The organism is Janthinobacterium sp. 344, assembly GCF_900112025.1.
Classification (GTDB): Bacteria; Pseudomonadota; Gammaproteobacteria; order Burkholderiales; family Burkholderiaceae_D; genus Janthinobacterium.
Window position 1 is genome coordinate 1 of sequence record NZ_FOKL01000002.1, and the last position, 14,952, is coordinate 14,952.

Genomic DNA, 14,952 nt, shown 5'->3' on the forward strand with positions numbered 1-14,952 from the left:
AGGCCACTTCTTGCGAAGCGTCCTATTTCATTTATTTCTTCGTGAACATTTGATATTTTAAGTTAGACGCCAATCCGAAGATCGGCGCTGCACTTGCATCAAATGTCCACACTTATCGACTGTTAATTGTTAAAGAACTGTATTCGGTTACTGCTTTCGCGCTATCGACAAAGCGTTGTGTTTGTCAGCTGCGAAGAAGGAAGAGTATGAAGCGTTTCGGCTATTTCGTCAACCTTCTTTTTTCACCCTGCTTCACTCGGCATTTGCATGCGTCGTTCAGCGAGGGGGCGAATTATAGCCAAGGCCCGCGCGCCCCGCAAGGGCTATTTTGCAGGTGGGTAAATATTGCTGTGTGATATCGTAGCGCCGACCATTCCCTGCCTCACCCATATAGATTCCCATGCCTATCCCACACATCGTCCCCACTGCCAATCCCGCCCTGACCAGCGCCCTCGAACACGCCATCAACAGCAAAACGAAACCGCTGGGCAGCCTCGGCATGCTGGAAACCCTGGCCCATCAAATTGGCCTGATCCAGCAAAGCACGCAACTGGCCTTGCGCCAGCCTGCCATCATCGTTTTCGCGGCCGACCATGGCGTTGTCGCCGAAGGCATTTCCGCCTATCCGCAAAGCGTGACCTGGCAAATGGTGGAAAATTTCCTCGGCAACGGCGCCGCCATCAATGTCTTCGCCCGCCAGGCCGATTGCGCCCTCTATATAGTAGACGCCGGCGTGAACCATGATTTCGGCCCGCGCGACGGCTTGCTGGACCGTAAGCAAGGCCCTGGCACGCGCAATTTCGCCAAGGAACCGGCCATGAGCGAGGCGCAATGCCTGGCCGCCATGCAGGCTGGCATGGATCTGGTCGCCACCCTGGACGGCAATGTACTGGGTTTTGGCGAAATGGGCATCGGCAACACCACGGCCGCCGCCGCATTGATGCACAAATTGACGGGCACGCCCGTCGCCGATTGCGTGGGCGCCGGCACGGGCCTGTCGAAGGAAGGCGTACTGCACAAGCAGCAGGTGATCGAAGCGGCCGTCGCGCATCACGCGGCAGCCGACGAGCCCCTGGCCGTGCTGGCCACGTTTGGCGGTTTCGAGGTCGCCATGATGGCCGGCGCCATGCTGAGGGCGGCCGAACGGCGCATGATCCTGCTGATCGACGGCTTCATCGTCAGCAGCGCCTTGCTGGTGGCGGCGCGCTTGCAGCCGGCCATCCTCGATTACTGCGTGTTTTCGCACTGCTCCGATGAAAACGGCCATCGCCAGTTGCTGGCCAGCCTGGACGCGCGACCGTTGCTGCATCTCGACCTGCGCCTCGGTGAAGGCACGGGTTCCGCGCTGGCCTTGCCGCTGCTGCACGCGGCCGTCAATTTCATGCGCGAGATGGCGACCTTCGCCTCTGCCCAGGTCAGCGAAAAATCCGGCACCGACTAAGCCGATGTTCAATCCCCTGACTTCCCTCGTCCACCAGTGCCGCCTGTTCTTCATTGCGCTGCAGTTCTTCACGCGCCTGCCGATACCGCGCTGGGTGGGTTTCGAGCCAGCCTGGCTGCAGCACGCTTCGCGCTACTTCCCTCTGGTCGGCGTGGTGGTGGCGGCCATTTCCGGCGCCGTCTACCTGCTGGCCAGCTGGCTGCTGCCCACGCCGGTGGCCGTGCTGCTCGCCGTGGCCGCCGGCATCTACCTGACTGGCGCCTTCCATGAAGACGGCTTTGCCGACATGTGCGACGGTTTCGGCGGCGGCTTGACGCGCGAGCGGGTGCTGGAAATCATGAAGGATTCGCGCATCGGCGCGTATGGCGCCATCGGCATCATCTGCCTGCTGGCCATCAAATGCATGGCGCTGGCTTCGTTGCCACCAGCCGTGGTGGTGGCCGCAATGTTTATCGCCCACCCTATCTCTCGCCTGGCCGCCGTGTCGCTGATCTGGCTCATGGACTACGCGCGCGACGAAGGCAAGGCCAAGCCCATGGCACAGGAGATGCGCGCGGGGGAATTCATCATCGCCACCGTCTGCGGCCTGCTGCCCGCCATCGTCTGCGGCGCGCTGGGCATCATGGACTGGAGCGCGCTGGCCTTCGCCATCGTGGCAGCCGCCGGCGCCGCCTGGTGGCTGGGCCGCAAATGCCAGCGCCGCCTGCAAGGCTACACGGGCGACTGCCTGGGCGCCGTGCAGCAGGTGGCGGAGGTGGCTGTCTACCTGGCCATCCTGTCGAGTTTCCAGCCTCCCGTGCACTTCTATTAGCAGCATGCGCCTGATCCTCGTCCGCCACCCCGCGCCGCAAGTGACCAGCGGCACCTGCTATGGCCGCAGCGACGTGGCCGTGGCGCCGCACGAAATGGCCAAAGTGCGCGCCAGCCTGCAAGCAACGCTGCCGGCCGGGGTGCCGCTCTACGCCAGCCCGCTGCACCGCTGCGCGGAACTGGCGGCGGCCCTGGCGCATGACCTGCCCGCCAGCGCCCTGCACTTTGACATGCGCCTGGCCGAGATGGATTTCGGCGCATGGGAAATGCAGCCATGGCATGCCATCGCGCGCGCGGAAATCGACGCCTGGGCCGCCGACATGGTCCACTACCGGCCCGGCGGCGGCGAGCATGTGCTGGCAATGACTATCCGCGTCGACGCCTTTTTGCAGGATCTGTTGCGCGAACCACACGCAACGGCGGTCGTCGTCTGCCATGCGGGCACCATCCGCCTGCTGTGCGCCTTGCAAGCCGGGCTGCCATTGGAGGAAACGGCACTGCTGGCGGCCAGTTCCGCCCACAAAATCGCCTACGGTGCGGCGATCCGCCTCGATTTCTGATATTGAATTGTCCAGCCAACCATTTCAGTCCACGCCTGCTGCACGTATAATGGCGGGGTTTTGGTGCCCGCGCTCATGTCCATGAGCGCAGTTAAACGGGAAACACGATGCCGCGATCGCGGCGAACGTGTGCTGCCCCCGCAACGGTAAGCAAGTGTCGCCCCTGCCTACAGGAAGCGGACGACAAGCTATCTCTGACAACCACTGTGCTTGCAAGCATCGAGCATGGGAAGGTGGGATAGCCGTACTTGCCAGCCCGGATACCGGCCAGGACAGGTGGAAGTGTGCGAACGGGGATGTTCGCGATCCGAATGGCCCATGGCCATCTTCGATCGTCATCTTCAGTTCCACTTCTGTTCAATCTGGCCTACGGGGACGTCGGCTGGTTGCATATTACTTACTGAAAATTATCATGACCCATGCTGTTTCCCGCCACGCGGCGCTCACGTCGCTCGCGCTAGCCATTGCCGCGCCTGCCGCTTTCGCCCAGACCACGCCCGACACCTTCGACCCTGTCGTCGTCACCGCCAGCCGCTACCCGCAGCACCTGAGCGAAGTACTGAGCGATACGCAGACCATCAGCTCGGAAGACATCGCGCGCTCGGGCGCCGGTACCCTGATCGACCTGCTGCAAAAGCAGCGCGGCATTGAAGTCAATCGCAGTGGCGGCCCTGGCACCAATTCGAGCGTATTCATTCGCGGCGCGAATGCCAACCAGAATATCGTGCTGGTCGACGGCGTGCGCATCGGCTCCGCCACATCGGGCACCGCCAACTGGAGCGCCCTGCCGTTGTCGAGCATCGACCACGTTGAAATCGTCTACGGTCCACTGAGCACCATGTATGGCGCCGATGCCGTCGGCGGCGTGATCCAGATCTTCACCAAGAAAGGCGACGGCGCGACGCGCTTTTCCGCCTTCGCCGGCTATGGCCGCTACGATACGCGCCAGGCGGAAGCCAGCGTTGCCGGCTCCACCGGCGGCAACAACAGCTTCAGCTACGCGCTGACCGCGGGCAAGGAAAAATCGGAAGGCTTTTCCGCCTCCAAGCTGGGCGCCTCGACGTACACCTACAATCCGGACAAAGACGGCTACGACAAGGAAAGCGTCAGCGGCCAGTTTGGCTACCAGATGGCCAAGGGCCATGACGTCGGCCTGACGTTCCTGAAAAGCAAGCTCGATGCGCAGTACGATTCGGGCCTGAACTTCGACGCACGCAACTACAATAAACTGGAAAACATCTCGGTCTTCACGAAGAACCAGTTCTTGCCGAACTGGACCAGCGAACTGCGCTACGCACAGGCCAAGGACAAGCAAACCTCGGTTTCCGCAACGGGCGCCTTCGGCAGAAGCCAGTTCGACACCAAGCAAACGGATATCACCTGGCAAAACGATATTTTCATTGGCCGCGATACCCTGCAGTTGCTGGGCGAATACCGTGACGAAGACGTCGTGAGCTCGGCCAAAGGCCTGTCCGGCGGACGCAATACCAAATCGTTCGCCGCATCGTACAACCTGGTGCGCGGCGCCCACCTGGCCAGCATCAGCGGCCGCCGCGACGACAGCTCCGCGTACGGTACGCACAACACGGGCAGCGTCGCCTATGGCTACCGTTTCAGCAATGCCCTGCGCGCCAGCGCCAGCTATGGCACCAGCTTCCGCGCACCGACCTTCAACGATCTTTACTACCCTGACTCCGGCATCCCGACGAACAAGCCGGAAAAAGGCCGCAACGCCGAAGTCGGCCTGCATTACAACGACGGCCAGTCGCAACTGAGCGCGATCTACTACCATAACAAGATCACCGACATGCTCACCTACGTGTCGGCTTGCCCGGTGATTGGCTGGAAGCCAGGCTACGGCTGCAGCATGAACGTCGACAAAGCCCTGCTCGAAGGCGTGACGCTGGCGGGCGCGCACAAGTTAGGCGCCTTCAACGTCAGTGGCAGTATCGACTTGCAGGACCCACGCAACGAAACGACGGACAAGCAACTGGCGCGCCGCTCGAAAAAGCATGCCAATTTCGCCGTCGATTACACGACGGGTCCTTTGACCGCCGGTACGGAATGGCAGTTGTCTGGCAAGCGTTTTGAAGATGCCGCCAACAAAACCACCCTCGGTGGCTACGGCTTGCTGAACCTGTACACCACCTACCAGGTCGCACGCGACTGGTCGGTGCTGGCACGCTGGAACAACATCACCAACAAGGACTACGAACTGGGCCGCTTCTATGCAACGCCAGGCTCGAACCTCTTCGTTGGCGTGCGCTATGGTATGAAATAAGCAGCTAGTAATGATGTAAGCTGCGGGCGATGGCATGCCGCCATCGCCCGCAGATGCAGTTCTGCAGTCCCCGTTTTTAAGGCAGTACATGCACCCATTTTTTCGCAACATGCGACACCGCGCCACCGTGATCATCGCGGTGCTGGCCGCGTGCGCAGTTGCCAGCCTGATTTTCTCCGGCATGACCGGTTCGATCGCGATCCCGCTCGCCGACATGCCTTCCGCCCTGCTGCACCTCATGCAGGGCAAGACCGATACCCTCGCCGCCACCCTGCTCGACCTGCGCCTGGGCCGCGCGCTGACCGCCTTTGTCACGGGCGCCGCGCTGTCGCTGGCCGGCGTCATGATGCAGGCCTTGCTGCGCAACCCGCTGGCCGACCCGTATGTGCTGGGCATATCCGCCGGCGCCTCCGTCGGCGCGCTGGCCGCGCTGCTGTTCATGTGCGCGCTGTGGGTGGTCGACGCGGCGGCGTTCGCCGGCGCCGTCGGCGTCTCCATGCTGCTGTATTTCTTTGCCCGCCGCGATTTGCGCGGCGGCGCGGCGGCCGAAGGCGGCGCCTCGCTATTGCTGCTGACGGGCGTGATCCTGGCCTCGGCCTGCATGGCCATCGTCACCCTGATGCTATCCATCGCCCCGGAAAGCCGCTTGCGCAGCATGATCTTCTGGATGATCGGCGACCTGTCCGGCGCGCCGGCGCGGCTGATGCCCTGGCTGGTCCTGGCGGGCGCCCTGCTCTTCGCCCTGCGCTGCGCGCGCTCGCTCAACATCATGGCGCTGCACGCGGAAGCGGCCAGCACCCTGGGCGTGCGCGTGGGCGCGCTGCGCAAGGGTCTGTTCTTCTGTTCCGGCCTGCTCACGGCCAGCGCCGTCACCAGCGCCGGCAGCGTGGGTTTCGTCGGCCTGATCGTGCCGCACGCGCTGCGTTTCGCCTGCGGCCCCGACCATCGCCTCCTGATCCCCGCCGCCGCGCTGGCCGGCGGCACCTTCCTCGTACTGGCGGACACCTTGGCGCGCACGGTGCTGGCGCCGTTGCAGCTGCCCGTCGGCGTGGTGACAGCCATGATCGGCGCGCCCGTCTTCCTGTACCAATTGCACCGGCTGCGCAGTAAATGAAACAACCATGATCCGCACCTACCAACTCGGCCTGAAGGCCGGCACGCGCTCCCTGGTGGAAAACCTCACCTGGCAGATCAAGGATGGCGAATGCTGGAGCGTCATCGGCCGCAACGGCGCGGGAAAAAGCACCCTGCTGCGCGCCCTGGCCGGCCTGCGCGAACCCGATGCGGGCCACGTGACGGTACAGGGCCGCGCGCTGGGCGACTGGCCGCTGGAGGAGCTGGCGCGCGAAAGCGCCTTCCTGGCGCAGGCGCGGCATGACGCGTTTTCGTACCGCGTCATTGAAACGGTGCTGTCGGCGCGCCACCCGTATCACGACAGCCATTACTGGGAAGGCAGCGACGACCAGCGCATCGCCCTGGCGGCACTGGCCTCGATGGAAGTGCAGCACCTGGCCGAGCGCGACGTGCGCAGCCTCTCCGGCGGCGAACGCCAGCGCGTGGCGATCGCCGCCATGCTGGCGCAGGACACGCCCCTGCTGCTGCTGGACGAACCGGCCAACGCGCTGGACCTGGCCCATCAGGTCAGTGTCATGGGCTTGCTGGCCAGGCTGTGCCGCGAACAAACCAAGACCGTGGTGATGGTGGGCCATGACCTGAACCTGGCGCACAGCGTCTCGACGCACGCGCTGCTGCTGATGGGCGATGGCGGCTGGCTGGCCGGCCCCGTGGCCGAGGTGATGCAGGCCTCCATCCTGGGCGACTACCTGGGCCACCCGATCGAGATCATCGAGCACGGCAAACGCAAGATATTCATACCAAAAGAGGATTCACAATGAGCGAGAACAAAGCCGCCGACGCGGACACCGCAGCGAATATCGCAGCGATCAACGAACGCCACCGCGTGCGCATGGAGAGAAAAAAGGCCATCATCGATGCGGCCATCGCCAAGGCCGACAAGGAAATCGGCATCATCATCGTCAACACGGGCAATGGCAAGGGCAAGAGTTCGAGCGGCTTCGGCATGGCCATCCGCGCCATGGGCCACGGCATGAAAGTGGGCGTGGTGCAGTTCATCAAGGGCGCCATGTCGACGGGCGAAGAGAAATTCCTGCGCCGCTTCCCCGACGAAATCAGTTTTCATGCGATGGGCGAAGGCTATACCTGGGAAACGCAGAACCGCGAGCGCGACATCGAAAAAGCCGAGCTGGCGTGGGAACAGGCCAAGGCCTTCCTGGCCGATCCCAGCTACGGCCTGGTGCTGTTCGACGAACTCAATATCGCCCTCAAATACAAATACCTCGACGTGCACAAGGTCATCGCCGACCTGCTGGAACGCCCGCACATGCAGCACGTGGTCATCACGGGCCGTGGCGCGCCCGACGAATTGATCGCCATCGCCGACACCGTCACCGAGATGGCCGTCGTCAAGCATGCGTATGCGGCCGGCATCGGCGCGCAGCTCGGCACCGAGTGGTGACAGCGCCATGACGCGCACCCTGGTCTTCGGCGGCGCCCGTTCCGGCAAGAGCGCCTACGCGGAACAACTGGCCCGCGAGTCCGGCAAGGAAGTGGTCTACCTCGCCACCGCGCAGGCGGGCGACGGCGAGATGGCCACGCGCATCACGCATCACCGGGCCCGGCGCCCGGCCGAGTGGAGCACACTGGAAGAGCCGCTGCGCCTGGGCGACGCCATCCTGCGGGAAGCCAGGTCCGGCCGGCTGCTGCTGGTGGACTGCCTGACCCTGTGGCTGACGAATTTGATGTTTTCCAGCGGCGAGACGTATCCGGACGTGGGCGACATCGCCCTGCCCGAACTGTTTCACAGCGAGCGCGCGCACCTGCTGTACGCGCTGGCCGAAATCGGCGACACCGGCTGCGACCTTGTCCTGGTGTCGAACGAAGTGGGCATGGGCATCGTGCCGTATGGCGCCATCTCGCGCTGCTTCATCGACGAAGCGGGACGCCTGAACCAGGCCGTGGCGGCCCTGTGCGACAAGGCCGTTTTCGTGGCCGCCGGCCTGCCCCTGTACCTGAAGGGCGGCCCATGCTGAGCGGCCTGTCGCTGCCCACGCTGGCGGCGCTCATGACGGCCGGCGTGCTGCTCGACATGCTGCTGGGCGAGACGCGCCGCTGGCATCCGCTGGTGGGTTTTGGCCGCCTCGCCAGCGCGTTCGAGCGCCTGCTGAACCGGGGCCGTGGGCGTTTCCTGCGCGGCGCGCTGGCGTGGATGCTGGCCGTGCTGCCGATCAGCTATGCCGCCTGGTGGCTGTGCGGCCTGGCCGGCGCGGCCCTGCACGTCTTCCTGCTGTATCTGTGCCTCGGTTTGCGCAGCCTGCGCGACCACAACCAGCCGATCGCCGAAGCCCTGGCCATCGATGATCTGGACAACGCGCGCCTGCTGACGGCGCGCATCGTCAGCCGCGACACGGCCAACGCCGACGCGGCCAGCCTGGCCAAGGCCAGCACCGAATCCCTGCTGGAAAACGGCAACGACGCCGTCTTCGGCACCCTGTTCTGGTTTGCCGTGGCGGGCGGCCCCGGCGCCGTGCTGTTCCGCCTGGCCAATACGCTCGACGCCATGTGGGGCTACCGCACCGCGCGCTACGACTGGTTCGGCTGCTGCGCCGCGCGCATCGACGACGTATTGAACTACCTGCCGGCGCGCCTGACGGCCCTGTCGTATGTCTTGCTGGGCAAGAGCATGGCGGATAAACAACGCGCCTGGCGGTGCTGGCGCAGTCAGGCGCCCCACTGGGGCAGCCCGAACGCCGGTCCCGTGATGGCCAGCGGCGCCGGCGCGCTGGGCCTGGCCCTGGGTGGCGACGCCGTCTACGACGGTGAGCTGGAACAGCGTCCGCCGCTGGGCAGCGGGCGTCCGGCCGAAGCGCGCGACATCGACCGCGCCTGGCGCCTGGTGGCCGAAACGGCCGTGTTGTGGCTGATCTGGATGGCGCTGCTGGCAGGCCTGTTTTATCTGCGGGAGACCTATCTTGCTTGAACATGGCGGCAACCTGCGCGACGCGGCGCGCGAATATGGCCGGCCCATCGCCGACTGGATCGACCTGTCGACGGGCATCAACCCGCACTGGTACCCAGCGCCAGCACCGGACGCCAACGCCTGGCACCGGCTGCCGGAGGCCGATCCCGCGCTGGCCGCTGCCGCCTGCGCCTACTACCACGCGCCAGCCATGCTGCCCGTGGCGGGCACGCAGGCGGCCATCCAGGCCTTGCCCCGCTTGCGCGCGCCATCGCGCGTGGTGGTGGCCGCGCCCTCGTATGCGGAACACGCGCACCACTGGGGCCAGCACGGCCACCAGTTGCGGCAAGTGCCGTATGCACAGCTGGCCGATGCCGTCGACCACTGCGACGTGCTGGTGATCTGCAATCCGAACAATCCCACCGGGGAGCGCATCGCGCCCGAACTGCTGCTGGCGTGGGCCGGCAAGCTGGCCAGGCGCGGCGGCTGGCTGGTGGTCGATGAAGCGTTTGGCGATACGGAAGCGCACGCCAGCCTCGGCCCCCATGCCGGCCAGCCGGGCCTGGTGGTGCTGCGCTCGGTGGGAAAATTCTTCGGCCTGGCGGGCCTGCGCCTGGGCTTTGTCGCCGCCCATCACGTGCTGCTGGCACAATTGGCCGACATGCTGGGCCCCTGGACCGTCAGCGGCCCCGCACAGCAGGCAGCCCTGGCCGCACTCGCCGACACCCGCTGGCAAGTGGCCATGCGCGAACGCCTGCGCGACGAAGGCGCGCGCCTGCGGCAACTGCTGGCAATCCACGGCATCGCCAGCAGCGGCACGGCGCTGTTCCAGTGGTGGCCGGAAGCGCGCGCCGACATTTTCTGGCGCCACATGGCGGAAGCGGGCATCTGGGTGCGCCTGTTCCGCCACGCCGCCCACGGCATCCGCCTGGGCCTGCCCCCCGACGAACCCGCCTGGCTGCGCCTGCAGCAGGCCCTCACCACATGGAAACGCACATGAAGACCCTGAACATATCGCTGCTGCTGGCCGGACTGATCTCGCTGCAGGCGCACGCCGCCATCAGTGTGCGCGATGACGACGGCAATCTCGTTACCCTGCAAAAGCCGGCGCAGCGCATCCTGGCGCTGGCACCGCACATCACGGAACTGCTGTTCGCGGCCGGCGGCGGCGAGAAGATCGTCGGCGCCGTCAGTTACAGCGACTATCCGGAAGCGGCAAAAAAGATTCCGCAGGTGGGCGACAACCGCCAGTACGACATGGAACGCATCATCGCCATGAAGCCGGATCTGATCGTCGTCTGGATGCATGGCAGCGCCGAGCGCCAGATCGCCATGCTGCGCCAGTTGAAGGTGCCCATCTATCACAGCGAGCCGCGCAAGCTGGCCGACATCCCCAGCGGCATCGAGCGCCTGGGGCAGCTGATGGGAACGGACACCGTCGCGAAGCCGGCCGCCGCCCAGCTGCGCGCCAAGCTGGCCAGCCTGACGGCGCAGTACGCGCAGCGCCCGACCGTGCGCGTGTTTTACCAGGTGTGGGACAAGCCCTTGTATACCCTGAGCGGCGCGAGCATCATCAGCGACTCGATGCGCGTGTGCGGCGGGCAGAACGTCTTTGCCGCGATGAAGGTGGTGGCGCCCGTCGTCACGCCGGAGGGCGTGCTGCAGGAAGACCCGGAAGTCATTTTCGGCACCAGCGAAAAGAGCGATCCGCGCAGCGAAGGCGGCCTGGCCATGTGGCGCGCCTTCCCGTCGATGACGGCGGTGCGCCGGAATAATCTGTTCCGCCTGAATGGCGACCTGCTGAACCGCGCCGGCCCGCGCATGATCGAGGGCACGGCCGCCATGTGCGAACAGCTGGAAGTGGCGCGCCAGCGCCGCGGCTCTCCCGCAGCCAAGGCCGGGCAATGAGTCACGCGGCGAGTCACTACGAGCGCATCGCCTGCCTGTCGACGGAGGCGGTGGAAACCCTGTATGCGCTGGGCGCCGAAGACCTCATCACGGGGATCTCCGGCTTCACCGTGCGGCCATCGCGCGCGCGCGCGGAAAAAACCAGGATCAGCGGCTTTTCATCCGCGAACCTGGAACGCATCCTGGCCGTGAAACCGGACCTGGTGATCGGCTTTTGCGACATGCAGGCCGATATCTGCCGCGACCTGGTCAAAGCGGGCGTCGAAGTGCACCAGTTCAACCAGCGCACGGTGGGCGGCATCCTGCGCATGATCGCCGTGCTGGCCGCCCTGGTGCAGCGCGAGGCAGAAGGCCGCGCGCTGATCGCCAGCCTGCGCGCCGATCTCGCCGCCGCGCAGGACCGCGCCGCTGCCTGGACGCGCAAGCCGGTGGTGTATTTTGAGGAATGGAACGAACCCCTGATGAGCGGCATCGGCTGGGCGGCGGAGCTGATCGGCATCGCCGGCGGCGCCGACGCCTTCCCGGAACTGTCCATGCAGCCGGGCGCGAAGGAGCGCATCATCGCCGATCCGCACGACGTGGTGGCGCGCGCGCCCGACATCATCATCGCCAGCTGGTGCGGCAAGAAATTCCAGCCCGCGCAACTGGCGGCGCGCCCTGGCTGGGAATCGATACCGGCCGTAAAAAACCAGATGTTGTTCGAGATCAAGTCGCCCGATATCCTCTCGCCAGGCCCTGCCGCCATCACACATGGCCTGCGCCAGATCAGCGACATCATCGCGCAATGGCAGCATCAGCAGGAGCAAGCAACATGAAGACGCCCTTCCCCGCCCTGATGGTACAGGGCACGACGTCCGACGCCGGCAAGAGCACCGTCGTCGCGGCCCTGTGCCGCCTGCTGAAACGGCGCGGCGTGACGGTGGCGCCGTTCAAGCCGCAAAACATGGCCTTGAATAGCGCCGTGACGAGCGACGGCGGCGAGATCGGCCGCGCCCAGGCCCTGCAGGCGCTGGCCTGCGGCATCGCGCCGCATACGGACATGAACCCGGTGCTCCTGAAACCGTCGTCGAACACGGGTGCGCAAGTCATCATCCACGGCAAGGTGCGCGCCGAGATGGATGCGCGCGACTACCAGCACTATAAAACCGTCGCCATGGGCGCCGTGCTGGAGTCGTACGCGCGACTGCGCCAGCAGTACGATGCCGTCGTCGTCGAAGGCGCGGGCAGCCCGGCGGAAGTGAACCTGCGCGCGCGCGACATCGCCAACATGGGCTTTGCGGAAGCCGTCGACTGCCCCGTGATCCTGGTGGCCGACATCGACCGGGGCGGCGTCTTCGCGCACATCATCGGCACGCTGGCGTGTTTGTCCGACAGCGAACGGGCACGCATCATCGGCTTTGTCATCAACCGCTTCCGCGGCGATATCTCGCTGCTTCAACCGGGCATCGAGTGGCTGGAACAGCAGACGGGCAAGCCCGTGCTGGCCGTGCTGCCGTATCTGCAAGGCCTGTTCCTCGACGCGGAGGACGCCGTCGAGGCGACGCAGGCCGAACGGGGCGCCTTCAAGGTGGTGGTGCCGCAACTGCCGCGCATCAGCAACCACACGGATGTCGACGCCCTGCGCGCGCATCCCGACATCGACCTGCAATTCGTCCGGCAGGGGCAGCCGATTCCGCCTGCCGACCTGGTGATCCTGCCCGGCAGCAAGAACACGCGCGGCGACCTGGCCTGGCTGCAGCAGCAGGGCTGGCCCGCCTACCTGGCAAAACACTTGCGCTATGGCGGCAAGGTGATCGGCATCTGCGGCGGCTTCCAGATGCTGGGGCAGTCCGTGCACGATCCGCTGGGCGTGGAAGGCGCGGCGGGAGAGTCTGTCGCACTGGGCCTGCTCGACATGCACACGCAGCTGACGGCGGAAAAAACGCTGGAGCAGGTGGCGGGACACTGCGCGTTCGCCGGCGCGGACAATGCCGCCGTGGCCGGTTATGAAATCCACATGGGCGTGTCGCATGGCGCGGCCTTGCGGCAGCCGGCCTTCGTCATCGCGGGCCGGCCGGAAGGGGCCGTGTCGCCTGACGGGCAGATTCTGGGCAGCTATCTGCACGGCCTGTTCGACACGCCCGCGGCCTGCGCGGCGCTGCTGCGCTGGGCTGGACTGGCCTCGCAGCACACGGTCGACACCAGCGCCCTGCGCGAGGCGAGCCTGGAGCGCATTGCCGATGCGGCCCTGCCATTGCTGCAGGCGCTGGAGGCGCTGGACGGCCTGGGACGCTGATCGACATTTCCTTGTTGCAACAATGGAGCGCTGCGGCGGCGACGCAGCGCGCCTATTTATGTGACAATTGCTGGCATACCACAGGCGCAGCATCCCTTACCAGGCCCCGCATCCATGACCAGTTCCCCGATTAAAAGCTACCTTCCCTGGGTGGTCGCCACCGCCCTGTTCATGGAGCAACTCGACTCCACCATCGTCAACACCGCCATTCCCGCCATGGCCGCCAGCCTGAATGTGACGCCGCTGAGCCTGAAGGCGGTCGTCACCAGCTATATTTTGAGCCTGGCCGTGTGCATTCCCATCAGCGGCTGGATGGCCGACCGCTTCGGCACGCGGCGCGTGTTTTCCGCCGCCGTCGCCATCTTCACCATCGCTTCGATCCTGTGCGGCCTGTCCGTCAATTCGCCGATGCTGGTGGCGGCGCGGCTGCTGCAAGGGGTGGGCGCGGCCATGATGATGCCGGTAGGCAGGCTGACCATTATCCGCACCTTTCCCAAGTCACAATTGCTGGCGGCCATGAATTTCGTCATCATCCCGGCCCTGATCGGCCCGCTGCTGGGACCCACGGTGGGCGGGCTGATCGTGCACTGGCTGTCGTGGCGCGAGATTTTCTTCGTCAACGTGCCCGTCGGCCTGGTGGCGCTGTACCTGGCGCACCGCTACATGCCCGATTATTACGGCGACAAGCCGCGTCCGCTGGACCTGATCGGCCTGGTGCTGTTCGGCACGGGCATCGCCCTGCTGTCGTGGCTGCTGGAAATCTTTGGCGAGCACCGCATCGACCCCACCTCGTTTGCCGTGCTGCTGTTCATTTCCATCAGCCTGCTGGCCGCGTATGCCTGGCATTCGAGCGAAGTGCTGCATCCGCTGCTGCGCCTGACCCTGTTCAAGATCCGCACCTTCCGCGTCTCCGTGGTGGGCGGCTTCGTCACGCGCCTGGGCGTGGGCGGCCTGCCCTTCCTGTTGCCGCTGCTGTACCAGCTGGGCCTGGGCTTGCCCGCGTGGCAGTCGGGCTTGCTGATGATGCCGTCGGCGGCCGCCGCCATGGGCATGAAATTCATTTCCGCGCGCGTGCTGGCCCGCTTCGGCTACCGCCAGGTACTCATCGTCAACACGGTGCTGATCGGCGTGACCATCGCCATGTTTTCGCTGGTGAACGTGGGCACGCCGCTGTACGTGATCGTCGCCATCAGCCTGTGCATGGGCTTTTTCAATTCGCTGCAGTTTTCCAGCATGAACACCATCGCCTACGCCGATGTCGATAACAGCGATTCGAGCATGGCCAGCACCATCGCCAGCTCGATGCAGCAACTATCGATGAGCTTTGGCCTGGCCTTCGGCTCGCTGATCACGGGCTGGTACCTGGGCGACATGCCGCAGTCGGACCGCGCCATGCTCAGCACGGCCTTGCACCACGCCTTTTTGACCCTGGCGGCGTTGACGATCCTGTCGTCGCTGACCTTCTGGACCTTGCGCCGCGACGATGGCGAAAGCATCAGCAAGGGCACGGACAGCGATGCGGAAGACGCGCCCGACGTCAAGGCCCAGGCCGTTGTACAGACGGAAGTGCAAACCACGAAAGGCTGAGCCACGTCAAGCTGGCCGCCAGCACCGCTGGCGTTTTCGCCTGCCGCTGCTACC

At 65.3% G+C, this 14,952-nt stretch carries 14 protein-coding genes and 1 riboswitch; all 14 genes read left to right on the plus strand.

Annotated elements, in window-relative coordinates; all coding sequences use genetic code 11:
* Nucleotides 1-400: 400 nt before the first annotated feature.
* The 14 genes from cobT (at nt 401) to BM193_RS06260 (ending at nt 14,898) form a co-directional block, all read left to right on the plus strand.
* Entirely contained in the window at nt 401-1,441 is a 1,041-nt protein-coding gene (cobT, locus tag BM193_RS06195; RefSeq protein WP_092803533.1) for a nicotinate-nucleotide--dimethylbenzimidazole phosphoribosyltransferase, read from the plus strand.
* A 4-nt stretch (nt 1,442-1,445) separates the two neighbouring features.
* Nucleotides 1,446-2,252 (plus strand): adenosylcobinamide-GDP ribazoletransferase, encoded by an 807-nt coding sequence (locus BM193_RS06200; protein WP_092803530.1) that lies wholly within the window; start codon nt 1,446-1,448, stop codon nt 2,250-2,252.
* Nucleotides 2,253-2,256: 4 nt separating this feature from the next.
* The gene (locus BM193_RS06205; protein ID WP_092803527.1) at nt 2,257-2,811 is read left to right on the plus strand and encodes a histidine phosphatase family protein; all 555 of its coding nucleotides are present in this window, start codon (nt 2,257-2,259) and stop codon (nt 2,809-2,811) included.
* Between the two features lie 44 nt (nt 2,812-2,855).
* A riboswitch (cobalamin riboswitch) is annotated at nt 2,856-3,098 on the plus strand.
* Between the two features lie 125 nt (nt 3,099-3,223).
* Nucleotides 3,224-5,092, plus strand: a complete 1,869-nt coding sequence (locus tag BM193_RS06210; protein ID WP_092803525.1) for a TonB-dependent receptor domain-containing protein — start codon at nt 3,224-3,226, stop codon at nt 5,090-5,092.
* Between the two features lie 88 nt (nt 5,093-5,180).
* On the plus strand, nt 5,181-6,206 hold the full coding sequence (locus BM193_RS06215; protein WP_092803522.1) for a FecCD family ABC transporter permease: 1,026 nt from the start codon (nt 5,181-5,183) through the stop codon (nt 6,204-6,206).
* A gap of 7 nt (nt 6,207-6,213) precedes the next feature.
* A complete protein-coding gene (locus BM193_RS06220; protein WP_092803519.1) occupies nt 6,214-6,987 on the plus strand; it encodes an ABC transporter ATP-binding protein in 774 nt (257 codons plus the stop codon).
* Nucleotides 6,984-7,628: a cob(I)yrinic acid a,c-diamide adenosyltransferase gene (gene cobO / locus BM193_RS06225; RefSeq protein WP_092803516.1), complete on the plus strand. Its 645-nt coding sequence runs from the start codon at nt 6,984-6,986 to the stop codon at nt 7,626-7,628. Before BM193_RS06220 ends, cobO begins: the two co-directional genes overlap by 4 nt.
* 7 nt (nt 7,629-7,635) lie before the next feature.
* Nucleotides 7,636-8,202 (plus strand): bifunctional adenosylcobinamide kinase/adenosylcobinamide-phosphate guanylyltransferase, encoded by a 567-nt coding sequence (gene cobU / locus BM193_RS06230; protein WP_092803575.1) that lies wholly within the window; start codon nt 7,636-7,638, stop codon nt 8,200-8,202.
* Complete coding sequence (cbiB, locus tag BM193_RS06235) at nt 8,196-9,149, plus strand: adenosylcobinamide-phosphate synthase CbiB (RefSeq protein WP_092803513.1); 954 nt, start codon at nt 8,196-8,198, stop codon at nt 9,147-9,149. Before cobU ends, cbiB begins: the two co-directional genes overlap by 7 nt.
* Nucleotides 9,142-10,128 (plus strand): threonine-phosphate decarboxylase CobD, encoded by a 987-nt coding sequence (cobD, locus tag BM193_RS06240; protein ID WP_092803510.1) that lies wholly within the window; start codon nt 9,142-9,144, stop codon nt 10,126-10,128. The genes cbiB and cobD overlap by 8 nt, the downstream gene beginning before the upstream one ends.
* The gene (locus tag BM193_RS06245; protein WP_092832253.1) at nt 10,125-11,036 is read left to right on the plus strand and encodes a cobalamin-binding protein; all 912 of its coding nucleotides are present in this window, start codon (nt 10,125-10,127) and stop codon (nt 11,034-11,036) included. The genes cobD and BM193_RS06245 overlap by 4 nt, the downstream gene beginning before the upstream one ends.
* Nucleotides 11,033-11,851 (plus strand): ABC transporter substrate-binding protein, encoded by an 819-nt coding sequence (locus BM193_RS06250; protein ID WP_092803504.1) that lies wholly within the window; start codon nt 11,033-11,035, stop codon nt 11,849-11,851. Before BM193_RS06245 ends, BM193_RS06250 begins: the two co-directional genes overlap by 4 nt.
* Nucleotides 11,848-13,311 (plus strand): cobyric acid synthase, encoded by a 1,464-nt coding sequence (locus BM193_RS06255; protein WP_092803501.1) that lies wholly within the window; start codon nt 11,848-11,850, stop codon nt 13,309-13,311. Before BM193_RS06250 ends, BM193_RS06255 begins: the two co-directional genes overlap by 4 nt.
* Before the next feature lie 114 nt (nt 13,312-13,425).
* The gene (locus tag BM193_RS06260) at nt 13,426-14,898 is read left to right on the plus strand and encodes a DHA2 family efflux MFS transporter permease subunit (protein ID WP_217638526.1); all 1,473 of its coding nucleotides are present in this window, start codon (nt 13,426-13,428) and stop codon (nt 14,896-14,898) included.
* The last annotated feature ends 54 nt before the right edge of the window (nt 14,899-14,952 follow it).